Origin of the sequence: Streptomyces sp. NPDC052079, assembly GCF_040680275.1 — a bacterium.
Taxonomy (GTDB): domain Bacteria; phylum Actinomycetota; class Actinomycetes; order Streptomycetales; family Streptomycetaceae; genus Streptomyces.
Genome location: NZ_JBFAWL010000005.1, coordinates 260578 through 285200 on the forward strand (window position 1 = coordinate 260578; position 24623 = coordinate 285200).

Consider the following 24623-nt stretch of genomic DNA (forward strand, 5'->3'; position numbering starts at 1 on the left):
ACATCGCCGCCTCCACCGCCCACCGCATCCTGCGCCGACACGGCCTGCCCGCCCTGGGTGGACGCACCAGACCCGGCTCACCTGGATTGCACGGCGCCGCCCCTTTCCCCCGACTTGTTCCGCCGGACAGACCCCAGCGGCCCCGGTGGGACCGGTCGGGCTCCCCGCCGGAACTGTCGTCCCGCCGATGCCGTACCGTCGCCTTTACTGGACCGTTACCGGACGCAGGGTCGGGAGACTGCCGGGGGCGGTGTGGAGGCGAGGGGACAGGAGGCACACGGGTGGAAGGCTCCGAGCGGGACGGGGATGCCCGCGTACGGCTGCCGCAGCTGCGCCTCGACGAGTTGCTGGAGGAGCTCCAGGCCCGTATCGACGCGGCCCGCGGTACCCGTGACCGGGTGCGCAGCCTGCTGGAGGCCGTGCTCTCGGTCGGCCGGGAACTGGAGCTGGAGCAGGTGCTGCACAGCATCGTCGAGGCCGCCGCCGCCGTGGTGGAGGCCCGGTACGCGGCACTGGGCGTGATCGGCCCGGACGGCAGGCGGCTGTCCGCGTTCCACACCGTCGGTGTCAGCGAGGAGGAGATCGCCCGCATCGGCCACTACCCCGAGGGCCACGGCATCCTGGGCGAACTGATCCGTCACCCCGAGCCGCTGCGGGTCGCGAAGCTCTCCGACCACCCCGCCTCCTACGGATTCCCGCCCCACCACCCGCCGATGAACACCTTCCTCGGTGTCCCCATCCGGGTCCGCGACCAGGTCTTCGGCAATCTGTATCTGACCGAGAAGCGGGGCGGGGCGCAGTTCGACGAGGAGGACGAGTCGGTCCTGTCCACCCTCGCGGTCGCCGCCGGCGTCGCCATCGACAACGCGCGCCTGTACGAGGAGTCCCGGCAGCGGGAACGCTGGCTGCAGGCGAACGCCGAGATCACCCACGAACTGATGTCCGGCAGCGAACGCGGCACGGCCCTGATGCTCATCGCGGAGCGCGCCCGCGAGATCACCGGCGCCGCCCTGGCCGTCGTCGCGGTGCCCGTGGCCGGGACCGACTCGCTGACCCTGGAACTGGCCGTCGGCCAGGGCGCCGAAAGCCACCGCGGGCTGGTCGTGCCCGTCCACGGCAGTCTGCTGGGCGAGGCGTTCACCACGGCAGCCCCCGTCACCAGCCCGGACATCACCAGCGACGAGCGGGTCTTCCCGGGCCCTCAGCGGCTCGAGGACCTCGGCCCGGCCGTGGCCGTGCCGATGGGATCGGGCGACAGCGTGCGCGGCATCGTCCTGCTGGTGCGGGCCGCCGGCCACACGCCGTTCTCGGACAAGGAGACCGAACCGCTCCAGGGCTTCGCGGCCCAGGCGGCCGTCGCGATGGAGCTGGCGGAACGCCGTCAGGACGCCGAGCAGATCGCCGTCCTGGAGGACCGCGACCGCATCGCCCGCGATCTCCACGATCTGGCCATCCAGCGGCTGTTCGCGACCGGCATGACCCTGCAGAGCGCCGGCCGGTTCATCGAGCACAAGGAGGCCTCGGAGCGGGTGCTGCGGGCCGTGGACGACCTCGACGAAACCATCAAGATCATCCGCTCGACCATCTTCGGCCTGCGCTCCCGCTCCGCCGCGGGCGCCGGCGGCCCCGGCCTGCGCGCCCGCGCCGTACGGGTGGTCGGCGAGGCCGCCCCCGTGCTGGGCTTCGCCCCCAGCGTGCGCATGGAGGGCCTGATCGACACCGAGGTGCCCAAGGAGACCGCGGACCACCTGGTGGCGGTGCTCTCCGAGGCGCTGACCAACATCGCCCGGCACGCCCACGCCGACCGCGCCGACGTGGTCCTGGAGACCGACGGGCGCGACGTCCGGCTGACGGTGGCGGACAACGGCGTGGGCATCCCGGCCGGGGGCCGCCGCAGCGGGCTGCGCAACATGGCCGAGCGCGCCGGGCAGCTCGGCGGCACCTTCGACATCACCGGCTCCCCCGGCGGGGGCACCACGCTCGTGTGGCGGGTCCCGCTGGGCGAGCGGTAGGCGCGCCCGTCGGCCCGGGTGTGGCCGTCACCCGGCGCGGGTACCCGTGGGCGGGCTGCGGCCCCAGCAGCCGCGAGGTGCACGGCCGGCACGGGTGCGCCTCGGCGGGAGGAGCGTCGATGACGGGCTGGACCTGGGAGTACGACGGGTACGACCCCGCCGACGCGCGCGTCCGCGAGTCGCTGTGCACCCTGGGGAACGGATACTTCGCCACCCGGGGTGCCTTCGCGGAGTGTTCGGCGGACGAGGTGCACTACCCGGGCACCTACGCGGCCGGCCTCTACAACCGGCTCACCTCCCAGGTCGCCGGGCGGCAGGTCGAGAACGAGGACATGGTCAACCTGCCCAACTGGCTCCCGCTGCGCTTCCGCCTGCCCGGAGAGCCCTGGCTCACCCCCGACACGGCGACCGTGCTGGACCACGCCGTGACGCTGCACCTGTCCTCCGGGCTGCTGGAGCGCAGGACACGGTACGGCCTCGGCGCACAGCGGGCGCTTGAAGTGCACCAGCTCCGGTTCGTGCACATGGCCGACCCTCATCTGGCGGGCCTGCGCACCGAGTTCACCGCCGAGGGCTTCTCCGGCACCCTGGAGACGGAGGCGGCGCTCGACGGCGGCGTCACCAACTCCGGGGTGCCGCGCTACCGGGATCTGGACGGCCGCCATCTGACCCATGTGCTCACCGGTACGACCTCGGCGGACACGGTGTGGCTGCGCTGCCGCACCCGCACCTCGGACGTGCGGATCGCCCTCGCCGCCCGGCTGACGTCCCCCGCGTCCGTCACGATCCGGCACGACCGGCCGCGTGCCCTCCAGACGACCCGGCTGGAACTTCACGCCGGGCGCACCGCTACCGTCGACAAGATCGTCGCCCTGCACACCTCCCGCGACGCCGCGATCAGCGACCCGCTGCACGCCGCCGTCGACCGGGTGAGCCGGGCGGGCGACTTCGACGCACTGCTGGCGCCCCATGTGACGGTGTGGAAGCAGATGTGGCGCCGGGCCGAGCTGGACGTGCCCGGCGAGGCGGGGACCATCCTGCGGCTGCATCTCTTCCACGTCCTGCAGACCCTCTCCCCGCACACCGCGGACCTGGACGTCGGGGTTCCGGCCAGGGGACTTCACGGCGAGGCCTACCGGGGCCATGTCTTCTGGGACGAGCTGTTCGTCCTGCCGTACCTCGACCTGCACTTCCCGGAAGTGTCGCGCGCACTGCTGCACTACCGGTACCGGCGCCTGGAACGGGCCCGCCTCGCCGCGCAGGACGCGGGGCGCCGTGGCGCGATGTTCCCGTGGCAGAGCGGCAGCGACGGACGGGAGGAGACCCAGCAGCTGCACCTCAATCCCCGCTCCGGCCGCTGGCTGCCCGACCAGTCCCACCTGCAGCACCATGTGGGCTCGGCCATCGCGTACAACGTGTGGCAGTACTGCGAGGCCAGCGGCGACGAGGAGTTCCTGCACACCAAGGGCGCCGAGTTGCTGCTGCAGATCTCCCGCTTCTGGGCGGACTCGGCCGGCTTCGACGAACGTCTCGGCCGCTACCGCATCAAGGGTGTCGTCGGCCCCGACGAGTACCACGACGCCTACCCGGACGCCGCCGAACCGGGCCTCGACGACAACGCGTACACCAATGTCACGGCTGCCTGGGTCCTCGCCCGCACCGTGGAGGTGCTGGACGGTCTCCCCGAGCCCCGGCACCGTGAACTCACCGAGCGGACCGGACTGGACGCGGGTGAACTGGAGGAGTGGGAGGAGATCTCCCGCATGCTCCATGTTCCTTTCCACGACGGTGTCATCAGCCAGTTCGAGGGCTACGGGGAACTCGCCGAACTCGACTGGCGGGGCTACCGGCGCCGGTACGGCGACATCCGGCGCCTGGACCGGATCCTGGAGGCCGAGGGCGACAGCGTCAACCGCTACCAGGCCTCCAAGCAGGCGGACGTCCTGATGCTGGGTTACCTCTTCTCGCCCGCCGAACTCCAGGGTGTCTTCCACCGGCTGGGGCTGAGCCTCGACGAGCGGACCTGGCGGCGCACGGTGGACCACTATCTGCACCGCACCAGCCACGGCTCCACCCTCAGCGGACTGGTCCACGGCTGGGTCCTGGCCCGGGCCCGCCGCGCGGACGCCTGGCAGTTCTGCCAGGAGGCCCTTCAGGCGGACATCGCCGATATTCAGGGCGGCACCACCGGTGAGGGCATCCACCTCGGCGCCATGGGCGGCACCCTGGATCTGGTCCAGCGCGGACTGACCGGCCTCGAGACCCGCGGGGGTGCCCTCTGGCTCGATCCCGTGCCCCTGCCGGAGCTGTCCTCCTACGGCTTCACCCTGCGCTACCACGGCCACTGGGGGGTGCGGCTGCGGCTGGAACGAGGCCTGCTGGAGATCACCGTGCCCGAGTCCGGCCACTCCCCGATCGACGTGCACCTCCCGCACCACCGCTCGGTCCGCATCGAGCCGGGCGAGACGGGCCGGCTGGCCCTCCCGGACTGAACGCGCCGAGCGCCCGTCCGGTCCGCGAACGGACCGGACGGGGCGCCCGGGAGCGGGTTTCGCCGTCCTACGCGCCGCTCTCCCGCAGCATGTCCTCACGCTCGACGATCTTCACGCGCTCGCGGCCCTGCGGCTCGCCCAGCGCCTTCTCCGCGGCGTCCAGCCGGTACCAGCCGTCCCAGGTGGTGAAGCGGATGCCGCGCTCGGCCAGGAACGCGTCCACCGCCTCGGGTGCGGGCGACTCGGGCGTCAGCAGCCGCCCGCCCGCGTAGTCCTCCAGCAGGTTCGCCACGGTCTCGTTGGCGTCGCCCTTGGTGTGGCCGATCAGGCCCACCGGGCCGCGCCGGATCCAGCCGGTGACGTACGTGGACGGCAGGTGCTCGCCGGTCTCCTGGACGACCCGGCCGCCCCGGTCCGGGACGGTGCCGGAGCCGAGGTCCCAGGGCAGCTTGGGCAGCTTGTCGGACAGGTAGCCCACGGCCCGGTAGACCGCGCCGACCTCCCAGTCCTTGAACTCGCCGGTGCCCTTGACGTTGCCGGTGCCGTCGAGCGCGGTGCGCTCGGTGCGCAGCCCGGTGACCCTGCCGTCCTCGCCGAGGATCTCCACGGGCGATTCGAAGAAGTGCAGGAACAGCTTGTGCGGGCGGTCGCCGGTGTCGCGGATCGCCCAGTTCTCCAGGGTCTTGGCGACCATGTCGGCCTGCTTGTTGCCGCGCCGGGTGGCGATCGAGCCCTCGTCGTAGTCGATGTCCTCGGGGTCGACGATGACCTCGATGTTGGGGGAGTGGTCGAGCTCGCGCAGCTCCATCGGGCTGAACTTCGCCTGTGCCGGGCCACGGCGCCCGAACACGTGCACCTCGATGGCCTTGTTGGCCTTCAGGCCCTCGTACACGTTCGGCGGGATCTCCGTCGGCAGCAGTTCGTCGGCCGTCTTGGCGAGGATGCGGGCGACGTCGAGGGCGACGTTACCGACGCCCAGCACGGCGACCTTCTCGGCCTCGAGGGGCCAGGTGCGCGGCACGTCCGGGTGGCCGTCGTACCAGGAGACGAAGTCCGCGGCGCCGTAGGAACCGTCGAGGCCGATGCCGGGGACGTCCAGGGCGCGGTCGGCCATGGCGCCGGTGGCGAAAATCACGCCGTCGTAGAACATGCGCAGATCGTCGAGGTGGAGGTCCGTGCCGTAGTCGACGTTGCCGAACAGACGGATCTGCGGCTTGTCGAGCACCTGGTGCAGGGCGGTGATGATGCCCTTGATCCGCGGGTGGTCGGGGGCGACGCCGTAACGGATCAGTCCGAACGGCGCCGGCATGCGCTCGAAGATGTCGATGGACACGCCCGGTTCGGCGGCGACGTCGGACTTGAGCAGGGCGTCGGCGGCGTAGATCCCGGCGGGGCCGGATCCGACGATGGCTACCCGCAGGGGGCGGGGCATGTGCGGTTCCCTTCGAGCGATGACGGACGACTCATGGGGAAGCCTAAACTAAGGCATGCCTTACCTGGTACAGGGGTCTGTTCTATGACCTCATAAGCAGCCCTTATGAGCGGTCCCAGGCCCGGCTTATGACTCAGGGAGGGGCAGCTCCGCCCAGATGACCTTGCCGGTGGGCAGATAGCGGGTGCCCCAGCGTTCGGCGAGCTGGGCGACCAGGAACAGCCCGCGCCCGCCCTCGTCCGTCATGGTCGCGTACCGCAGATGCGGCGAGGTGCTGCTGGCGTCGTAGACCTCGCAGATCAGACTGCGGTCGCGCAGCAGGCGCACCTGGATCGGGCTGCCGCCGTAGCGGAGCGCGTTGGTGACCAGCTCGCTCAGGATCAGCTCCGTGGGGAAGGTCAGCTCCTCCAGCCCCCACTCGGCCAGCTTGCGGGTGACCGCGGCCCGCACCTCGCCCACGGCCGCCGGATCCGACGGCACCGGCCACTCGGCGATCCGGTCGGCGGGCAGCACCCGGGTCCGCGCCACGATGAGGGCGATGTCGTCCCCGGCCCGCACCGGCCGCCGGGAGTCCAGTACGGCCCTGCAGGTGTCCTCGGGGGAGTCCCCGGCCCGGGACAGCGCCTCGCGCAGCCGCTCCAGGCCTACGTCGATGTCGCGCCCCCGTTCCTCGACCAGACCGTCGGTGTAGAGGACCAGTCGGCTGCCCTCGGGCAGCTCCAGATCGGCCGACTCGTACGGCAGACCGCCGAGTCCCAGCGGGGGACCGGCGGGCACGTCCGGGAACTCGGCACTGCCGTCCGGCCACACCAGGGCCGGCGGGAGATGGCCCGCACGGGCCACGGTGCAGTGCCCCGAGACGGGGTCGTACACGGCGTACAGACAGGTCGCACCGGTCACCAGGGCACTGTGCTCGTCCTGTGCCTCGTCCTGGTCGATGCGGGCGACCAACTCGTCGAGCAGACCGAGGAGCTCGTCGGGCGGGAGGTCCAGCGCCGAGAAGTTGTGCACCGCGGTGCGCAGCCGCCCCATCGTGGCCGCCGCGTGCAGACCGTGCCCGACGACGTCGCCGACCACCAGGGCCACCCGCGCGCCGGACAGCGGCAGGACGTCGAACCAGTCCCCGCCCACCCCGGCCTGCGCCGGAAGGTAACGGTAGGCGATCTCCAGGGCGCTCTGCTCGGGCAGGCTGCGCGGCAGCAGACTCTGCTGGAGCGTCACCGCCATGTTGTGCTCGCGCGTGTAGCGGCGGGCGTTGTCGATGGCGACCGCGGCCCGGGCCACCAGCTCCTCCGCCAGGGCCAGCTCTTCGGTGTCGAAGGGCGCCGACTTCCGGGAACGCCAGAAGCTGACCACGCCCAGCACCAGGGCACCGGCCCGCAGCGGCACGGTGATCAGCGAGTGGATCCCGTACTCCATGACCTGTGCGGAGCGCTCGACGTCCTGTGCCTGCCAGCCCGGGGCCTCGGCGAGCCGGGGCTCCAGGACCGGCCGGCCGCTGGTGAGGCTCCGGCCCTGCGGGGACGACGCCACGAAACGGATCTTCTCGCCCTTGGGATAGAGCGGAGGGTCGTCGGCGATTCCCGTGATCGCGGTGCGGCGCAGAGCGCCCGCGGGGTCCGGATGCCCGCCGGCCAGCACATACTCGAACAGGTCCACCGCGGCGAAGTCGGCGAACCGGGGCACGGCCAGCTCGGTGAGCTCCTCGGCGGTGCGGGTGACGTCCAGACTCGTGCCGATGGCCACCCCGGCGTCGTAGAGCATGTTGAGCCGCTCCCGTGACGCCTCGGCACGGCCGGACAGGGCACTCAGCTCGGTGGAGTCGCGGACCGTGACGACACTGCCGGGCGGGCCGCCCGAGCGGTCCGTGGGCCGCTGGTTGACCGCCAGCAGCCGGTCGCCCACCCGGTGCACCTCGTCCGTGGCCACCCGCCCCGAGGCCAGCAGCTCGGCGGTGCCGGGATCCAGGCCGATGTCCCGCACATGCTTTCCCTCGGCGTCCGGGGGCAGGCCGAACAGCCGGCGCGCCTCGTCGTTGGCGAGCATGAGGGTGCCGTCGCCGTCGACGATGAGCACCCCTTCGCGCACCGCGTGGAGCACGGCGTTGTGGTGTTCATACATTCGTGTCATCTCGTGCGGGCCCAGGCCGTGGGTCTGGCGCAGCAGTCGTCTGCTGACCAGGGCCGCGCCCCCGGTGGCCAGCGCCAGCGCGGCGAGCGCGGCGCTCAGCACCAGCGGCAGCTGGGCCTCCGTGGCTCCGCCGACGTTCTCGATGGTGATGCCCGCCGACACCAGGCCCACCACCGTGCCGTCGCCGTCCTCGACCGGCGCCACGGCCTGGACCAGCTCTCCTATGGTCCCGTCGATCTCCTCCACGACCGGCTCCCCGGCCAGCGCGGGCTCGATGGTGCCGACGAACTGCTTCCCGATGCGGTCCGGCCGGGGGTGGGTGTAGCGGATGCCGTCGGTGTTCATGACGACGATGAAGTCGACGTCCGAGTCCCGGCGCGCCGCCTCGGCACGCGGCTGCAGTACGGCCGTGGGATCGGGGGAGTCGAGGGCCGCCACGGTGCCGGGCGCGTTGGCGAAGGTCTCCGCCACGGCGAGCGAACGGTTGCGGGCCTCCTGGGTGCTGTCCCGCCGGACCTGGAGCACCAGGGCGACGACGGCGGCCACGACCAGCAGCAGCACGATCACCAGATGCAGTACGAACACCTGTCCGGCGACGCTGCGCCCGCGCAGTGCCGACCGCAGTGCCGTCAGGGGATGCCAGCGGGAGGGGCCGCCCCCCTCCTGTCGGCGCCGCGCGGACGCCGCGGCACCGGGCCGCAGGGGCGACCGGGTCTTGGATCGACCCATGAGTCGGACCATGTGCCCTGTCTACACCGCCGCGCCACGCGAGGCGAGGGACGGGCACCCACCTGACCGGCGGGTTCCCACCCGTCCCGCTTACGGTGCCGCGGGGCGCGCGCGGCCTTCCCCCCTCGGCCGCGCGCGCCCCTCCCCCTGCGCGCGACTCGTCCCCCGAAGGTCGCGCGCGTCCGGTGCCCGGGCCACCCCCGGACGTGTCCGTCCCGGCCTCAGTCGGCCAGGGCCCGGGCCAGTTCCGTGGTGGCGCGGGAGATCTCGGAGTCCGGCTCGGAGAGCAGCCGGTTCAGCTCGCCGCGCCGGGCGCGCACCGCCTGCCGGGCGGCCCGCTCCCACACCACCGGGTTCTCGCGGCGGTTGAGCAGCTTGGGATACGCGGCGGCGGTGCTCTCCCACTGCCGGGCGTCCGCGATGGCCTTGAGCAGCTGGATGATGCGGGCCCGGCAGGTGACATGTGGCAGCTGGGCCAGCTCCCAGAGGAAGGGGACCGTGGCGGCGGTGGCCTGCTCCGTGACGAACCCGTACTGGCAGATGCGTTTCCGCAGATCCTCCAGGGCGGCGAGGGCCGTGTCGGAGTCCCCCCAGGCGATGCCGTTGAGCAGCAGGGGGATGGCCGCCGCCGATCCGGTGGAGTCCTGCATATCGGCCCACGGCACACGGGACAGTGCCGTGAGGGGCGTGGTCCGTGCCACTCCGGTGGGGGGCGTGTGGCGCACAGGGCGCTCGCTGCTCGGCTGTTGCGTCGAAGCGCTGCGCATGGCGTGGGTGCCTTTCCGCGGCAGTCGTGTCAGATGGGCGGTCGGGTGGACAACCGGGCCCACACCGTCTTGCCGGCCGGGGCCGCGGGGGTCCAGCCCCACGCCTCGGACAGGGCGTCGACGATGTGCAGCCCCCGGCCGTGCTCCTCCAGGCCGGCGCCGGGAGTGCGAACGGGCGGGTGGTCGTCGGGGTCGGAGACGGCGAGCAGCAGATGCGCCGGTATCCGGTGGAACTCGAGCCGGACGTCCGGCACACCCGCGCACCGCGGTGCCGCGTGGGTCACGGCGTTGGCGGCGAGCTCGGTCATCACGAGGGTGGCGTCGTCGCAGCGGTGGCCGAGCGACCAGACGTCCAAGGTGTCCCGGGTGAAGGACCGCGCACGGGCGAGGCCCTCCCGGCTGCGGGTGATGCGCAGCGCCACCGAGGCGGACGCGGTGCCGGCCGTCTCAGGCGCCGGATGTGGTTCCTCGTACGGCACCGCGGGCAGCGGGGCGTGGGGGGAAGCCGGGGCCGTGCCGGGGCCACCCGCCGGGATCACGGCGACGGCAGGCGGCCGCGGCTCCGGATACGCAGGTGAAGACACGGCATCTCCTCGATGCGACGTCAGGACGGGGCGCCTACACGGGGGTTGACGCCGCAGCTATTATCCACGCTGACAGCGCTCGCGTGCAATTGCACGAGAAATTGCGCGAGATTTTTCGCCATGCGCGACGGAAGCCGCGCCGGGTGGGGAACGAGAACAGCAAGGAGACAGCGGTGCCAGGAGTGCGGAACGGAGTGCGGGCCAGTCAGTTGGACGCCCGCTGGATCAAGAGCCGGCACAGCAATGCCGAGGGCAACTGTGTCGAGGTGGCGCCGCTGACCGGCGGGGAGATAGCGATGCGCAACTCCCGTGATCCCGACGGCCCCGCCCTCGTCTACACGTCCGCGGAGCTGGCCGCCTTCCTGGCCGGCGCGAAGGACGGCGAGTTCGACCATCTCCTCTGAGCGCCCGGGCAGCCGGCGCCGCCCGTCCCGGGGCGGCGCCGGCGAAACGGAGTTCAACCACTCACTTCTGCGGGGCTTCTCCGGGTCGGATGCGGTCAGGCACTGTCAGATGCGATAGTGTTAATCGCCCTTGTGCCGGTCTGCTGGGAGTCAGGATGTCCGCCGCGTCGTCGCATCGCATCTCCCGTCTGGAACCCTATCTGGACAGGTCCGAGCCCGCGCCGACCCTGCTGAAGATGCTGGTCGGCGTGCAGTTGGCGGGCTTCCGTGAGGATGCCGGGCTGTCCCAGGACCAGGCGGCCCGCTCCGTCGGCTTCAGCGGGGCGAAGCTGTCCCGTATCGAGTCCGGCAAGGGCCGGCGCCCGCCGACCGAGAGCGACGTCCGCGCGCTGCTGAATCTGTACGGCACCGAAGACTACGAGGCCTCGGTGCTGCTCAAACTCCTCCGGCGGGCCGGGGAGCCCGGCTGGTGGCAGCGGTACGACAAGCGGCTGATGCCCGAGTGGTTCGACCGCCTGGTCGGGCTCCAGGAGGCCGCCGCCACCATCCGCACCTTCGAGATCCAGTACGTACCCGGACTGCTGCAGACCGCCGCCTACACCCGCGCGGTGGTCGAACGGGGGCTGCCCAACGCCCCGGCGAGCGAGGTGCAGCGCCGGGTGGAACTGCGGATGCGCCGTGCCGAGCTGCTGCAGCGCGAGGCCCCGCCGCAACTGTGGGCCGTCATCGACGAGTCGGTGCTGCTGCGCGTCCTGGGCAGCCGCGCGGTGATGCGCGAACAGCTCGAGCACCTGGTGACGATGGCCGAGCACAGCAATGTGACGGTGCAGATCGTGCCGCTCGACGTCACCAACGCATCGGCTCCCGCGATCCCGGTGACCTATCTGCGCTTCGGCGGCCTCGATCTGCCCGATGTGGTCTATCTGGAGCACATCAGGAGCGCCAACTTCCTGGAGGACCGGGACGAGACGGAGGAGTACCGCATCGCCCTTGACCGCCTCGCCGACGAGGCCCTCAAGCCCCGCGACTCCGTCGAAATGCTGCGCAGCACGATCAAGGAGCGCTACGCCACCTCCCGGTGACGCAGCGCCCGCCTCGGCATCGCTTCGGGCCGGGGCCTACTGCGGGAGCCGGCCCACCCCGCCGAACTCGATCCACTCGTGCGTGAGCTGACGGGGCGCCACCTCGGTGTCCGGACGCCAGGTGGACACCTCGACCAGGCCCGGCTCCAGGACCTCCAGCCCCTCGAAGTAGCCCTCCACGTCCTTCGGTTCACGCACTCGGCCCCAGTGCCCCTGAGTCGCCTGGTCCATGAAGTTGGTGACGAACTCGCGGACTTCGGGATCGTCGCTGACCAGCTGGCACATCACCATGAAGCTGCCCGGCGCGAGCCGTTCGCGGACCCGGCGGGCCACCGCGAGCGGACCGTCGGTGTCGCTGTCGGGGATGCAGTGGAAGACCGAGTTGAACAGCACACAGACCGGCTCGGAGAAGTCGATCAGCCGCTGGGTCTCGGGGTGGCCGAAGATCTCGTCCGTCTCGCGCATGTCGGCCTGGATCACCACCGTGCGCTCGTCCTGCTCCAGCAGGGCCCGGCCGTGGACCAGTACCATCGGGTCGTTGTCGACGTACACCACGTGGGTGCTCGGGTCGATGCGCTGCGCGACCTGGTGGACGTTGTCCTGCGTGGGCAGGCCGGAACCGTGGTCCAGGTACTGCCGGATCCCGTACTCCTGGGTCAGGGTGCGGACCACGCGCTGGAGGAAGCGCCGGTTGTTCAGGGCCAGACGACGGGTGCTGGGCACCACCTTGTCGAGTTCCTCCGTCGCGGCGCGGTCCGCCGCGTAGTTGTCCTTGCCGCCCAGGTAGTAGTCGTACATACGTGCGGCCGTTGGCACGGTTGCGTCGATCTCGGTGGACAGCTGCTTGCCGGTGTGCATCGTTCCCCCTGCGGAATGCCGCGCCAACTGGACTGGCTGGACGGGAAATACATCCTAGGGAGCGCCATACGGCCCCTGCCAGCCCGTTGGCGAAGGAGGCCTCGAAGGAATGGTGTTCGATCTCCCTGTGGTCACGGGGGGTGCCCGTGCTGGCGCGGTGCGTGAGTGAATGGCAGGTCGGGGGCGGGGTACTTGGCGCGCAACGCCCATTTCCCATGGGAGGCCGAACGTTGGACAGCTCGACGAACCCGATCGCCAACCCCTGGGGCGCGCGCACACCGTATGCGCCCGGCACCCCGTGGCCGGCCCGCACCGACATGCATCTGGCGGAGGGCGTCCGGGAGGAGGACGTGGAGCGATGGGTGGGCTCCGCCTCCCTCCTGCACTCCAACGGCGACGCGATGGACATCGCCGTGCGCGACGGACGCATCGTGGGCGTCCGGGGCCGCGCCGCCGACCGGGTCAACCGCGGCCGGCTCGGCCCCAAGGACCTCTACGGCTGGCAGGCCAACCACGCGCCGGACCGCCTCACCCGGCCCCTCGTCCGGGAGAACGGACGGCTGGTGCGGACGGACTGGGACACCGCCATGGACCGGATCGCCTCCCGCACCAGGACCCTGCTGGACGAACGGGGCCCCTCATCCGTCGGCTTCTACACCACCGGGCAGCTCTTCCTGGAGGAGTCCTACACCCTCGCGGTCCTCGCCCACGTCGGCATCCGCACCAACCACCTCGACGGCAACACCCGGCTGTGCACCGCCACGGCCGCCGAGGCCCTCAAGGAGAGCTTCGGCTCCGACGGCCAGCCCGGCTCGTACGAGGACGTCGACCACGCCGACACCATCGCCCTGTTCGGACACAACGTGGCCGAAACCCAGACGGTGCTGTGGATGCGGATCCTGGACCGCCTGGAGGGCCCCGAGCCGCCCCGGCTGCTGTGCGTCGACCCCCGGTACACCCCCGTCGCCCGGCGCGCCGACTGCATCTGGCACCCCGCCCGGGCACCAACGTCGCCCTGCTCAACGCCCTGCTGCACGAGATCATCCGCACCGGCCGGATCGACCGGGCCTTCCTCGACGCCTACACCGTCGGCTTCGACGACCTTGCCTCCCGCGTCGAGGAGTACACCCCGAAACGGGCCGCGGAGATCTGCGACGTCTCCGCCGCGCAGATCGAACGTGCCGCCGAACTCCTCGGCGACGCCCGACGGCTGCTCTCCACCGTCCTGCAGGGCGTCTACCAGTCCCACCAGGCCTCCGCCGCCGCCGTGCAGGTCAACAACCTGCACCTGATCCGGGGCATGCTGGGCCGTCCCGGCTGCGGACTGCTCCAGATGAACGGCCAGCCCACCGCCCAGAACACCCGCGAGTGCGGCGCCAACGGCGACCTCCCCGGCTTCCGCAACTGGCAGAACGACCGGCATGTGGCGGAGCTCGCCGAGATCTGGAACGTCGAACCGGACGACATCCCGCACTACGGCCCGCCCACCCACGCGATGCAGATCTTCCGCTACGCCGAACAGGGCTCCCTGGGCATGCTGTGGATCACCGGCACCAACCCGGCCGTCTCCCTGCCCGAACTCGCCAGGATCCGCTCGATCCTCGCCCAGGAAGGGCTGTTCGTGGTGGTGCAGGACCTCTTCCTCACCGAGACCGCCCAGCTCGCCGACGTCGTCCTGCCGGCCGCGACCTGGGGCGAGAAGACCGGCACCTTCACCAACGCCGACCGCACCGTGCACCTGTCGGAGAAGGCCGTCGAACCGCCCGGCGAGGCCCGCGCCGACCTCGACATCTTCCTCGACTTCGCCGCCCGCATGGACTTCCGCGACAAGGACGGCGGACCGCTGATCGGCTGGCGCGACCCGCAGGGCGCGTTCGCGGCCTGGCAGCGGTGCAGTGCCGGGCGCCCCTGCGACTACACCGGACTCAGCTACGACAAGCTGCGGCACGGCGGCATCCAGTGGCCCTGCACCGAGGACGCCCCCGACGGCACCGCGCGCCGCTACACCGACGGCATCACCCACGCCCACCCCGACGCGTGCGAGAGCTACGGCAAGGACATGGTGACCGGCGCGACCGTCACCCCGGTCGAGTACCGCGCCCTCAACCCGGACGGCAAGGCGGTGATCAGGGCCGCCGAGTACCTCCCGCCCCACGAGGAGACCTCACCCGAGTACCCCCTCCAGCTGATCACCGGCCGTACGGTGTACCACTTCCACACCCGCACCAAGACCGGCCGCGCACCCGAGCTCAACGCCGCCGCGCCGGACGTATGGGCGGAGATCTCACCCGCGGAGGCCGCCGCGCAGGGACTGTCCGACGGCGACCTGGTCCAGGTCACGACCCCGCGCGGGGCCCTGCGGGCCCGGCTGCGGACGACCGTGATCCGCGACGGCGTGGTGTTCGTGCCGTTCCACTACGGCTACTGGGACACCCCGGAGGGCCACAAGCCGCCCGACGGCACCCCCGGCCGCGCCGCCAACGAGAGCGTCATCACCGACTGGGATCCCCTCTCCAAACAGCCCCTGTTCAAGACGGCCGCGGCGCGCATGACCCTGGTCGCCCGGCGCGACACGGGGCAGGGCGGGGGAGCGGACGGCACCGACCCGGCGGGGAGCACGGCATGAGCGGCATCGACAGCACCCTGCGCACCCTGCACAACGACGAACGGGACCTGGAACAGGACCTGCTCGCCGCCGCCGAACGCCATCGCGCCGAGCACGAGTTCCACCACGTCGCGACCGACGTCGCCCGCTGGTCCCGGGAGCACGCCACGCGGCTCGCCGCCCTCGGCCGCGACCACGGCCTCGATCTGCCCGGCCCCCGCGACCACCCCTCGCCCGGCGCGCTCGCCGCACTCCGGGAGAAGGCCTCGGAGGCCCTCGGGGGCCGCCCGGACACCGGCCTGTCCCTCCTGCACGACCTGCGCGACCTGCACCTGGCCGCCGCCCGGAACTCGGTCCACTGGGAGATGCTCGGCCAGGCGGCGCAGGCCACCCGGGACCGGGACCTGCTGGACCTTGTCTCCGCCTGCCATCCGCAGACCCTCCGCCAGATGCGCTGGACCAACACGATGATCAAGGTGCTGTCCCCGCAGCTCCTCGTCAGCGCGTAAGCGGCTCCCCCTCAGCGCGCCGGACCCGCGCCCACGCCTGCACGAGCGCCCATGCCCCGCTATCGTCGGTTTCGTCCCCACGGGACGGCCGTCACCGGCACGGCGGCGGCCGGCCCGTCCGCTCCCTGGGGAGGCAGGCAGTGATGGACGACTACGACGACTACTACGACCTCGGCACCCACGGCCGGCCCGTGACGACGTCCTCCGCCGAGGCCCAACTCTGGTTCGACCGCGGGCTGGTGTGGACGTACGCCTTCAACCACGAGGAAGCGGTCCTCTGCTTCGAGAAGGCCGCCGAAGCCGACCCGGACTGCGCCATGGCCCACTGGGGTATCGCCTACGCCCTCGGCCCCAACTACAACAAACCCTGGGAAGCCTTCGACGACGACGAACTGGTCAGCACCGTCGAGCGCGCCCACCGGGCCGTGGAGCGGGCCCACGAGAAGGCAGCGCACGCCACTCCCGTCGAGCAGGCCCTCATCGAGGCACTGCGCGCCCGCTACCCGCAGGCGCGGGCAGCGGAGGACTGCTCCGTCTGGAACGAGCCGTACGCGGACCGGATGCTCGCCGTGTACGAGAGTGCCCCCGGGGACCTCGACGTGGCCACGCTCTGTGCCGACGCCCTGATGAACGTCACCCCCTGGCAACTGTGGGACCTCAGGACCGGCCGCCCCGCCGACGGCGCCCGCACCCTCGAGGCCAAGGCGGTCCTCGACGGCGCGCTCGCCACCGAGGCCGGCGCCCGGCACCCCGGCATCCTCCACCTGTACATCCACCTGATGGAGATGTCCCCCACCCCGGAAGCCGCCCTCACGGTCGCCGACCGGCTGCGCGGCGCCGTGCCCGACGCCGGGCACCTGCACCACATGCCCTCGCACCTGGAGGTGCTGTGCGGCGACTACCGGCGGGTCGTCTCGGACAACACCGCCGCCATCGCGGCCGACGAGAAGTACCTCCAGCGCGCCGGCGCGATGAACTTCTACACGCTGTACCGCGTCCACAACATCCACTTCAAGATCTACGGCGCCATGTTCGCCGGACAGTCGAAGATCGCCCTGGACGCCGCCGCACAGCTCGAGGCCACCGTCCCCGAGAAGCTGATCCGGGTGCAGAGCCCACCCATGGCCGACTGGCTCGAGGGGTTCCTCGGGATGCGCGTCCACGTCCTCATCCGCTTCGGCCGCTGGGACGACATCCTCGCGCTGCCGTTCCCCGACGACCAGGACCTGTACTGCGTGACCACCGCCCTGCTCCACTACGCCCGCGGTGTCGCCCTGTCCGCGACCGGCGCCACCGACGCCGCGGAGGCGGAACGGCGCAGCTTCCGCGCGGCGGTCGACCGCGTCCCCGCGAGCCGGATGCTGTTCAACAACACCTGCCAGGACATCCTCGCCATCGCCTCCGCGATGCTGGACGGCGAGCTCGCCTACCGCAAGGGCGAGTACGACACCGCCTTCGCCGCGCTGGAACGGTCCATCGAGCTCGACGACAACCTGCCCTACGACGAGCCCTGGGGCTGGATGCAGCCCACCCGGCACGCCTACGGGGCGCTGCTCCTGGAACAGGGCCGCGTCGCCGAGGCCGAAGCCGTCTACCGCGCGGACCTGGGCCTGGACGACACCCTGCCGAGGCCCCAGCAGCACCCCAACAACGTCTGGGCGCTGCACGGGTTCCACGAGTGCCTGCTGCGCACCGGGAAGACGGGCGAGGCCGCGATCATCGCCCGGCAGCTCCAGCTGGCGGCCGCGCTGGCCGACGTCCCGATCGACGCGTCCTGCTTCTGCCGCCTGGAGACGCACCACCCGGAGCACTCAGGCACCGGCCACCCCTGTCACTGAGCCCGGCGACAGGGGCGGCCGGCGCGGAACGAAGCGGGACCGGACTGCGCGGCCCTCGCGACCGTCAGCGGGACGCCACAACGGCCTGGAACGCCTGCATGCAGGAGAAGCAGTGCCGGTCCGTCGTGTGACGCCGCGGTGAGTCCTCCTCCTTCTCCACTCCGCACAGCGTCGCTGTCTTGTCCGGGGTGAGGACATGCCACACCGGCTCCCCCGAAGTGTCTGCACCGCACCACATCTCGTGCATTCCCAGCTCCCTCCGGGTAGGCGTGGAGGCCGCTTCCATACGAGCACGGCACACCCCCGGACGGCTCGTCCGGCGGGCCAGTCGGGTGACATGCGGTGCCGGGATGCATATCTGCGGCGGCGGCCGGATGCTGGAAGGATGAGGAAGGCGCCGATCGTGGTACACCCGCCGCTCGGCTCGGGCGGACGCCGGGTGACCGTGCGCGGCGAGATCGTCGGCCTCGCCTACTCGGACCGTGACGTGGTGGAGTTCCTGCGGCGCGCGGGGCTCCCGGAGGGCGAACACCTCCTGGACGATCCCGCCTGGGTGAAGTGGGTAGGCGGCCGGGCCCACATCTACGACGCGGCCTGACGTTCCCGCCGGCCACCGTCGGCGCCGACTCCGACGGTGACCGTCCCTACCCGTGTACCCCCACTCCCCTCCACCATGCGCCGCGCCGCACCCGTAGCTGCGGGCAGTCGTGCCTCCCCCAGTGCCTTAAAGGCCTGGGAGGTACCCCCAGGGCGGCACGGGTGGGCGCAGCGGCACCCTGCCGGCGCCGGAAAGCGCACCCACCCCCGCCCAGCCCCACCCGCGCGCAGCCGCGTCCGCAACCGTCCCACCCGCAGCTGCGGGCAGCACCGGCGCTCGCGGCGCTGCTCAGCATCGTGAGCACCGCGCCGGCCGTCACCCGGCGACGGCCTCCGGATCCCGATCGGACGACGGCCACACGTACGGCAGATCGTCCGGCTCCCCGGGAAAGAGCTCCGCGTAGACACCCGGCTCCTTACGGACGAGCGCCGAGCGGTGACTGCGATGCAGCGCCTCATCCCCCAGCCAGGGCGGCAGCTCCCCCGCCTCGGCCAGCGCCCCCTGCTCGCGCACCGGCGCACCGGGCCGGACGCCGGCAAGGTCGGAGACGAGCGAGGCCGCACAACTGTCCGGATGGCCCCGGTCGCGCCAGACCCGGCAGACCTCGAGGCCGTACCGCACCAGCGCCTCCTCATAGCCCGTCCACATCCGCACCGCCGGATGGCGGCGCCATCCATAGCCCGGCACGATCAGCCCGCGCAGCACCTGAAGCGCCTCCACCCGCTGCTTCCCGAGCCGGCGCCGATCGAGCACGAGCGCCGACTCGCGGAAGTCGGGGTACGGCATAAAGGTCTGCATACGACCGTCCGAAGGACCGGGGACCTCCGCGCCTCGCGGCGCGGCTCACCGCACCGCAGTTCCCCTTCCACGGCCGCCCACACCTCGCGGCGGCGGCCCCGGGCTCAGCCCATCATCCCCGTCCGCGCCTCGCGCCACAGGTCGACGCCGCCCTCCGTGGCGTACTTGTCGATCTCGGCCAGCTCCTCGGCGGTGAAGTCGAGGTTCTCCAGCGCCGCCACATTCTGCTCCAGCTGCTCGGTGCGCGAGGCGCCGATGACCAGCGAGGTGACCCGCGGGTCCCGCAGGGCCCAGGCGAGCGCCATCTGCGCGAGGCTCTGCCCGCGCCGTGCCGCGATGTCGTTCAGGGCCCGCAGCCGCTCCCGCATCTCGTCGGTGAGCCAGGCCGGGTCGAACGACTTCCCCGCCGCCGCGCGCGAGTCCTGCGGTACGCCGTTCAGATAGCGCCCGGTCAGCAGCCCCTGCGCGAGGGCCGTGAACCCGATGATCCCGAAGCCCTCCTCCTGGGCCACGTCCAGCAGGCCGTCCGTCTCGATCCAGCGGTTCAGCATGTTGTACGAGGGCTGGTGGATCAGCAGCGGAGTGCCGAGGTCACGCAGGATGGCCACGGCCTGACGGGTGCGCTCGGCGTCGTAGGAGGAGATGCCGACGTAGAGCGCCTTGCCCTGGCGGACGGCGGTGTCCAGGGCGCCCATGGTCTCCTCGAGCGGCGTGGTGGTGTCCAGCCGGTGCGAGTAGAAGATGTCGACGTACTCCAGTCCCATGCGCGTCAGGGACTGGTCGAGCGAGGCCAGCATGTACTTGCGGGAGCCGCCGCCCTGGCCGTAGGGACCGGGCCACATGTCCCAGCCGGCCTTGGTGGAGATCACCAGTTCGTCCCGGTACGGTGCGAGGTCCTGCTTCATCAGCCGGCCGAAGTTGATCTCCGCCGCACCGTAGGGCGGGCCGTAGTTGTTGGCCAGGTCGTGGTGGGTGATGCCCAGGTCGAAGGCGCGCAGGGCGATCTCGCGCTGTGTCTCGAAGGGCCGGTCGTCGCCGAAGTTGTGCCAGTACCCCAGGGACAGCAGGGGAAGGTCGAGCCCGGAGCGGCCGGTGCGCCGGTAGCGCATGGTGCCGTCGTAGCGCTCGGGATGGGCGATGTGGTTCATCGGGTGATCTCCGGTGGTGCGAGTGTTGGGTCCCGTGGGATGGTGTTGATCCTTGCCCACAGTGCCTCCGCGTGATCCCGAAGTCCAACCGATCCCCAGGTGGGGAAGAACTTCGAGGGAGCCCTCACCGGCGTACCCATCTGACCGATGTGACAAATGAGGCCGTCACCGCTACGGTGGTTCCACGTCGAGGCGAGGGGAACTCCCCAAGTCCGGCCGTGCGTTGGTGGTCCAAGGAAAGACGCCCCGCTTCCTGCGGGGAGATGCAGGTGCAAGGCCTGCCCGGCGCTCTGTCACGAGCCCCGATCCGTCGGGACGGGGCTCTCCGCGTTGCCCGCGGCTCAGCGCCGGGTGGGCACGGCCCAACAGTTGGAGCCTGTCGGCCTGCCCCGGAGCCGGTCGGTCAGCCACTTCACCGCGTCGCTCTGGTCGACCAGGAACGGCGCCAGGTGGTTGGTGGCGAGCTTCTTGCCCAGATTGGGCAGCCATACGGCCTTGTACGTCACGTCGCCGCCCTTGGCGCACCAGTCGGCGGCCAGCCGGCGCGCCTGCTCGTGCGGGACGATGTCGTCCTGGACACCGGTGACCAGCCGGACCGGTCCGGTGGGCTTCATCGTGCCGAGGCGCTGCTTGTCGAGAACGGCCTGGGCGGTGGGTTCTTCGGCGATGATCGCGGCGACGGACTTCCCGCTCGACGTCCACTTGGTGCTCTTGGTGAAGGCGTAGCCGAGGATCGCGTCCCCGACGCAGGTCGTGGAGATGTCCTTCAGCGCGGCGCGTCCGGTGGCGTTGACGTTCTCGTCGACGACTTTGCGCAGCTCGGGCTCGGCCTGCGCGAAGCCGTTGATCGACCAGGCGAGCGCGCCGGCCAGGGCGCTCCCGTCGACGCCCTTCATGACCTCCGTCAGATCGGCCGGTGGCGCCCCGCTGTAGGTGCCCACGAGGGGTACGTCGGGTGCGTAGGTACGGTGGAGTTCGGCCGCCGAGGCGCTGGCCCCGCCGCCCTGGCTGTACCCGTACATGGCCACGCGGGAGGTGTCCGTGACGGACGCTCCCGGCACGGAGCGCGCGACGCGGGCGGCGTCCAGCATGGCGTGCCCCTCGTCGACGCGGTTGACGTAGGTGTGGAGCCGGTCCGTGGAGCCGAGGCCCACGTAGTCGGTGACGACGACCGCTGCCCCCGTGGCGAGCAGCCGGTAGATCGCCAGCGTCTCGTAACCCAAGGAAACCGTACGGCTGTTGAGGGTCAGAGGGTGCTGGAGGGCGAGCGAGGTTGCGCACTGGTCGCCCTGGCCCATGGTTCCGGAACCGACCACCACCAGGGGACGGGGGCCGGCGCCCTTCCAGCGGGCGGAGGGCTCGATGTAGGCGCCGGTGACGGCCACCGGCTGCCCGGCGGAGTCCGTGGAGGTGTACATCAGACGGGTCGCGGTTCCCGGCAGGGTGCGGCCGCCCAGGCCGGGCAGGCTCAGCCCGAGACGCAGTGGCTCGTGTCGGACCAGTACGCCGTTGCCCGTGGGCAGTTCGGCGGGCGGTGTGTAGAAGGCGGGGATGGTGACGCCCCGCGAGACGACGGGGTCGGTCGCGGCGGCGGGCGGCGCGGCCACGCACATACAGGCGGTCGTGGCGACCATGGTGGTCAGCACGCTGCTGATACGGCTCACGGCTCACTCCTCGCTCTGCTCCGGAAGGTGAAACGTGAAACTAACAGCGCTCAATTACCGCTGGTAACCCACGAGTAAGTTACGGCACGGTAACTTTCGCTGGTGCGCGCAGGAGCAAGCCCCGCCGGTCGTCCGGCGGGGCCCGCTGATGGGTGGCCGGTTCGTCAGGCCGTGTGCAGGGTCAGCCCGTAGCGGTTGAGGATCTCGTTGACCGGCTGGAACCAGGTCTCGCCTCCGCCGGAGCAGTTGCCCCAGCCTCCGGAGGTGACGCCCTGGGCCTGGTCGCCGCTGATGAACGAGCCGCCCGAGTCGCCGCCTTCGGCGCAGACGCTCGTCTTCGTCATCTGATGGACCGCGCCCTGGCTGTAGTTGACGGTCTCGTTCTTGGCCAGGACTCTGCCGCAGTGCCAGTGGGTCGTGGACCCGGAGCGGCAGATCGAGGCACCGACCGGCGCCTCCACCGACCCGCGCACCAGCTGATCCGGCACCGTGCCCCAGCCGAGCACCACCGGCACCGTCCACCAGCCGCTGCCCACGTTGACCCAGGCGTAGTCGTTGCCCGGGAACGAGGAGCCCTGGAAGTTCCCGATGTACGAGCCGTCCCAGCCTCTGACCTGCTGTCCGACCCCGCCGCAGTGCCCGGCGGTGACGAAGCCGCCGTGCACCGAGAAGCCTATGGAGCAGCGGACGTTGCCGGTGTAGTAGGGGTCGCCGCCGACGGTCCCGGCGGCGAAGGTCCCGGCCTGGCCCGCCACGGTGCGCACGGTGACGGGGCCGGCCGCGCGGGCCTTGGCCACGAACCTGCGGACATCGTTGTCTGCTCGCTGGGCGTCCACGACGTTTACGACGACCGAGTTGGCTATCGGGTCCACGGACCAGCTGTTGACGCCCGACGGCGCGTCGAGCCGGTCGATACGGGACTTGGCCGCGTCGAGCTCCTTGGCGCTGTGCTCGACGGTGCGGACGGCGGCGCCGGACGCGCGCAGGGCGCGGACCGTCGAGAGGTCGGCGTCGTCGGTGACGGCGACGGTCAGTTTCTCGCTCCTGGCGTCGAACCAGGCACCGCCGTAGGCGGTTCCGGCCGTTCTGCGCGCCTCGGGTGCGAGCTCGGTCGCCGCGCGTTCGGCGGCCAGCCGGCCCTGCGCCTCGGCGAGGGTCAGGCCGAAGTCCCGCTGCATGGCGTCCAGCAGGGCGGTGGAGGCGGGGGCGGAGTCGGCGGCACGGGTGGCGGGGGAGTCGGGTGCGTTCTGCGCCGAGGCGGGCAGGGTGCCGGCCGCGGCCCAGCTGCCGATCATGAACAGGGCGGCCACGCAGGCACGCGTGAGTCCGGTGCGTCTCATGGAAGGTTGCCCTTCGTCGTTCCAGCAAGGTGGGGGTGGAACAACCGCACTGTGAGAGCGCTCTCGAGGCGAGTCGAGCAGAGCTTAGCGAGCCGTTGGTGTCAGGTCTATGCCAATACACGGCTCATTTCGAGCAGCGCGACTCTGCCGTGCCCCGGCCACGTGCCCCGATCAGCGTGCCCGCTTCCCCGCCTGCTCCGCCTCCCGCACGGCTTCCTCCGCTGCCTGCTGGGCCTTGCCCACCGCGTCCGCGGCGGCCCAGTGCCGCTTCTCCGCCTCCTGCTGCTGCCGCTCTGTCCGCTCCAACTCGGCGCGCTCCTCCCGCAGTTGCTGCTCCAGGGCGGACACCCGTTCCTCGGCCTCGTCGCGTCGTTCCCGCGCCTGCCGAAGCGAGGCGTCGGCCTCCTCCTGCTCTGCACGCCGGTCACGCAGCAGCTCCTCGGCCACCCGCGCCGCCTCCCGCGCCCGGGCCAGCCGCTCCTGGCGCTCCTGGCGCTCCTGGCGCTCCGCGCGCCGTTGCGCCAGTTCGTCCTCGGTGCGGGACTCCTTCCCCGCCGGTTCCGCCGCGGCGGCCGTGTCCGCGGGGAAACCCGAGGGCGGGGTGAGCGTGCTCGCCACCCGGCCCGCGGCCCACGCATCGGCCGCTTCCGGATCGGCGAGCACGGCGTGCAGGGTCGTCTCCACGTCCCGCTGGACCGTGTCCGACAACGGATGTCCGGCCTCCCGGGCCAGGTTGGCCGCCTCCCGGGACAGCTCGGAGACGATGCGCCGCCGCTGGGCCGACAACTCCTTCATCCCGCTCGGATCCAGGGTGGCCTGCGCCTCGCGCAACGCCCGTCCCAGCTCCAGGAACTGCTCCGCCTCCTCGGGCCGGGAACGCCGAAGTAGATTCGCCGCCCAGGCCGCGAGGGTGGGGCGGCGGGCGGCGTGGATACGGCGCGCGTCACCGGCCCGCCCTGCCTTCCTCGCGGCCGCGGCCCGTTCCTCACGCCGGGCGACGAACTCGGACGGCGGCAGCGCGTAGAGCTCGTCGAGGACGGCCTCCACGTCGTCGCCCCCGCCGTCCCGTGCATCCTTCTGCGCATCCTTCCGCGGCATGATCCCCAGACTCCACCGAACGGAACGACCGCGCACATCGGAACGCCGCGCGCGCACCGCGAGAACTGTCCGATGCCCTGGCGGAGCGTGCGTGCAGAACCCGGTGGCCCGGCTGCGCCGCGGACCCGGTAACCGGACGGACCGTGCACCAGGTGGCTCGGTGGGCTGTGTTCGGGGCTCGCTGGCGGGTGACCGCAGATCCGGTGGCTAGGTGGGTCGTGCGCCGGGTGGTTCGGTGGGTCGCGCGGCGGCCGGCCCGGGTGGGCTGTCCGGCGAGGGCACGGTTTCCAGGGTCAGGCGGGCGGTCGGTTCGGTGGGCCGGCGGGGCCGTCCCAGTGGCTCGCAGTAGGCGCTCACCCCGAACGGCGGGGGCGCTCCGGTCAGGGCGGCCGGTGGGTCGGCTCCGCTCATGTTGGGGGGCGCGCCGTCGGCCCGGCCGCCCGAAGCGCCGCCCCGTTCGGCCGGGACCGCCGCCCCCGCTGGTCCGGACGGCTGCCCTCGCCGGGCCGCACGGCCGCCCCCGTTGGGCGGGACG

The 24623-nt window shown here is 71.9% G+C and carries 18 protein-coding genes and 1 pseudogene; 8 read left to right on the forward strand and 11 right to left on the reverse strand.

All coding sequences use genetic code 11. From position 1 onward, the window contains the following. Nucleotides 1-281: 281 nt before the first annotated feature. Entirely contained in the window at nt 282-2012 is a 1731-nt protein-coding gene (locus AB0L56_RS12110) for a GAF domain-containing sensor histidine kinase (protein WP_365422104.1), read from the forward strand. Between the two features lie 119 nt (nt 2013-2131). Then, nucleotides 2132-4504, forward strand: a complete 2373-nt coding sequence (locus tag AB0L56_RS12115; RefSeq protein ID WP_365421957.1) for a glycosyl hydrolase family 65 protein — start codon at nt 2132-2134, stop codon at nt 4502-4504. Between the two features lie 67 nt (nt 4505-4571). Here AB0L56_RS12115 and AB0L56_RS12120 read toward each other — a convergent pair whose 3' ends face one another. From AB0L56_RS12120 to AB0L56_RS12135, 4 genes are all read right to left on the reverse strand, one after another. After that, nucleotides 4572-5936 (reverse strand): FAD-dependent oxidoreductase, encoded by a 1365-nt coding sequence (locus AB0L56_RS12120; protein ID WP_365421960.1) that lies wholly within the window; start codon nt 5934-5936, stop codon nt 4572-4574. Nucleotides 5937-6062: 126 nt separating this feature from the next. Next, nucleotides 6063-8795 carry a SpoIIE family protein phosphatase gene (locus AB0L56_RS12125; protein WP_365421963.1) on the reverse strand — a complete coding sequence of 911 codons (2733 nt, stop codon included), beginning with the start codon at nt 8793-8795 and terminating at the stop codon, nt 6063-6065. Between the two features lie 221 nt (nt 8796-9016). Then, entirely contained in the window at nt 9017-9562 is a 546-nt protein-coding gene (locus tag AB0L56_RS12130; protein WP_361025425.1) for a hypothetical protein, read from the reverse strand. Between the two features lie 29 nt (nt 9563-9591). Continuing rightward, nucleotides 9592-10146, reverse strand: coding sequence for an ATP-binding protein (locus AB0L56_RS12135; protein WP_365421967.1), 555 nt, complete (start codon nt 10144-10146; stop codon nt 9592-9594). A gap of 173 nt (nt 10147-10319) precedes the next feature. On the opposite strand from AB0L56_RS12135, the gene AB0L56_RS12140 reads away from it, so the two are divergent. Both AB0L56_RS12140 and AB0L56_RS12145 read left to right on the forward strand, forming a co-directional pair. Next, nucleotides 10320-10550 carry a DUF397 domain-containing protein gene (locus AB0L56_RS12140; protein WP_190162552.1) on the forward strand — a complete coding sequence of 77 codons (231 nt, stop codon included), beginning with the start codon at nt 10320-10322 and terminating at the stop codon, nt 10548-10550. 155 nt (nt 10551-10705) lie between these two features. Continuing rightward, nucleotides 10706-11632, forward strand: coding sequence for a helix-turn-helix transcriptional regulator (locus tag AB0L56_RS12145; RefSeq protein ID WP_365421971.1), 927 nt, complete (start codon nt 10706-10708; stop codon nt 11630-11632). Nucleotides 11633-11668: 36 nt separating this feature from the next. Here AB0L56_RS12145 and AB0L56_RS12150 read toward each other — a convergent pair whose 3' ends face one another. Beyond that, entirely contained in the window at nt 11669-12490 is an 822-nt protein-coding gene (locus AB0L56_RS12150) for an SAM-dependent methyltransferase (protein ID WP_361025435.1), read from the reverse strand. Nucleotides 12491-12720: 230 nt separating this feature from the next. Between AB0L56_RS12150 and AB0L56_RS12155 the strand changes: the two are divergent. From AB0L56_RS12155 to AB0L56_RS12165, 3 genes and pseudogenes are all read left to right on the forward strand, one after another. Next, nucleotides 12721-15116 (forward strand): annotated as a pseudogene (locus AB0L56_RS12155) (nitrate reductase). Then, nucleotides 15113-15604, forward strand: coding sequence for a hypothetical protein (locus AB0L56_RS12160; RefSeq protein ID WP_365421974.1), 492 nt, complete (start codon nt 15113-15115; stop codon nt 15602-15604). The pseudogene AB0L56_RS12155 and the gene AB0L56_RS12160 overlap by 4 nt, the downstream one beginning before the upstream one ends. 143 nt (nt 15605-15747) lie before the next feature. Then, nucleotides 15748-17442 (forward strand): hypothetical protein, encoded by a 1695-nt coding sequence (locus AB0L56_RS12165; RefSeq protein WP_365421977.1) that lies wholly within the window; start codon nt 15748-15750, stop codon nt 17440-17442. Between the two features lie 64 nt (nt 17443-17506). Here AB0L56_RS12165 and AB0L56_RS12170 read toward each other — a convergent pair whose 3' ends face one another. Next, entirely contained in the window at nt 17507-17689 is a 183-nt protein-coding gene (locus AB0L56_RS12170) for a hypothetical protein (RefSeq protein WP_365421980.1), read from the reverse strand. Between the two features lie 138 nt (nt 17690-17827). Between AB0L56_RS12170 and AB0L56_RS12175 the strand changes: the two genes are divergently transcribed. Next, nucleotides 17828-18040, forward strand: coding sequence for a hypothetical protein (locus tag AB0L56_RS12175; RefSeq protein WP_361025449.1), 213 nt, complete (start codon nt 17828-17830; stop codon nt 18038-18040). Nucleotides 18041-18355: 315 nt separating this feature from the next. On the opposite strand, the gene AB0L56_RS12180 is transcribed toward AB0L56_RS12175, so the two are convergent. The 5 genes from AB0L56_RS12180 to AB0L56_RS12200 all read right to left on the reverse strand — a co-directional run bounded on the left by AB0L56_RS12180 (nt 18356) and on the right by AB0L56_RS12200 (nt 24088). After that, nucleotides 18356-18838, reverse strand: a complete 483-nt coding sequence (locus AB0L56_RS12180) for an MSMEG_6728 family protein (RefSeq protein WP_361025452.1) — start codon at nt 18836-18838, stop codon at nt 18356-18358. A gap of 104 nt (nt 18839-18942) precedes the next feature. Beyond that, nucleotides 18943-19986, reverse strand: coding sequence for an L-glyceraldehyde 3-phosphate reductase (gene mgrA / locus AB0L56_RS12185; protein WP_365421984.1), 1044 nt, complete (start codon nt 19984-19986; stop codon nt 18943-18945). Between the two features lie 341 nt (nt 19987-20327). Beyond that, nucleotides 20328-21650 (reverse strand): lipase family protein, encoded by a 1323-nt coding sequence (locus AB0L56_RS12190; RefSeq protein WP_361025458.1) that lies wholly within the window; start codon nt 21648-21650, stop codon nt 20328-20330. Between the two features lie 164 nt (nt 21651-21814). Continuing rightward, nucleotides 21815-22990, reverse strand: a complete 1176-nt coding sequence (locus AB0L56_RS12195) for a S1 family peptidase (protein WP_365421987.1) — start codon at nt 22988-22990, stop codon at nt 21815-21817. A gap of 171 nt (nt 22991-23161) precedes the next feature. Further along, nucleotides 23162-24088: a hypothetical protein gene (locus tag AB0L56_RS12200; protein WP_365421990.1), complete on the reverse strand. Its 927-nt coding sequence runs from the start codon at nt 24086-24088 to the stop codon at nt 23162-23164. Nucleotides 24089-24623: the final 535 nt, after the last annotated feature.

What these genes read in the sequence shown, in the direction of transcription:
- mgrA (WP_365421984.1), bottom strand. Translation starts at nt 19,986, where the DNA reads ATGAACCACATCGCCCATCCCGAGCGCTACGACGGCACCATGCGCTAC.
- AB0L56_RS12145 (WP_365421971.1), top strand. Translation starts at nt 10,706, where the DNA reads ATGTCCGCCGCGTCGTCGCATCGCATCTCCCGTCTGGAACCCTATCTG.
- AB0L56_RS12160 (WP_365421974.1), top strand. Translation starts at nt 15,113, where the DNA reads ATGAGCGGCATCGACAGCACCCTGCGCACCCTGCACAACGACGAACGG.
- AB0L56_RS12180 (WP_361025452.1), bottom strand. Translation starts at nt 18,838, where the DNA reads ATGCAGACCTTTATGCCGTACCCCGACTTCCGCGAGTCGGCGCTCGTG.
- AB0L56_RS12150 (WP_361025435.1), bottom strand. Translation starts at nt 12,490, where the DNA reads ATGCACACCGGCAAGCAGCTGTCCACCGAGATCGACGCAACCGTGCCA.
- AB0L56_RS12170 (WP_365421980.1), bottom strand. Translation starts at nt 17,689, where the DNA reads ATGCACGAGATGTGGTGCGGTGCAGACACTTCGGGGGAGCCGGTGTGG.
- AB0L56_RS12195 (WP_365421987.1), bottom strand. Translation starts at nt 22,990, where the DNA reads ATGAGACGCACCGGACTCACGCGTGCCTGCGTGGCCGCCCTGTTCATG.
- AB0L56_RS12200 (WP_365421990.1), bottom strand. Translation starts at nt 24,088, where the DNA reads ATGCCGCGGAAGGATGCGCAGAAGGATGCACGGGACGGCGGGGGCGAC.
- AB0L56_RS12125 (WP_365421963.1), bottom strand. Translation starts at nt 8,795, where the DNA reads ATGGGTCGATCCAAGACCCGGTCGCCCCTGCGGCCCGGTGCCGCGGCG.
- AB0L56_RS12165 (WP_365421977.1), top strand. Translation starts at nt 15,748, where the DNA reads ATGGACGACTACGACGACTACTACGACCTCGGCACCCACGGCCGGCCC.
- AB0L56_RS12130 (WP_361025425.1), bottom strand. Translation starts at nt 9,562, where the DNA reads ATGCGCAGCGCTTCGACGCAACAGCCGAGCAGCGAGCGCCCTGTGCGC.
- AB0L56_RS12115 (WP_365421957.1), top strand. Translation starts at nt 2,132, where the DNA reads ATGACGGGCTGGACCTGGGAGTACGACGGGTACGACCCCGCCGACGCG.
- AB0L56_RS12120 (WP_365421960.1), bottom strand. Translation starts at nt 5,936, where the DNA reads ATGCCCCGCCCCCTGCGGGTAGCCATCGTCGGATCCGGCCCCGCCGGG.
- AB0L56_RS12175 (WP_361025449.1), top strand. Translation starts at nt 17,828, where the DNA reads ATGAGGAAGGCGCCGATCGTGGTACACCCGCCGCTCGGCTCGGGCGGA.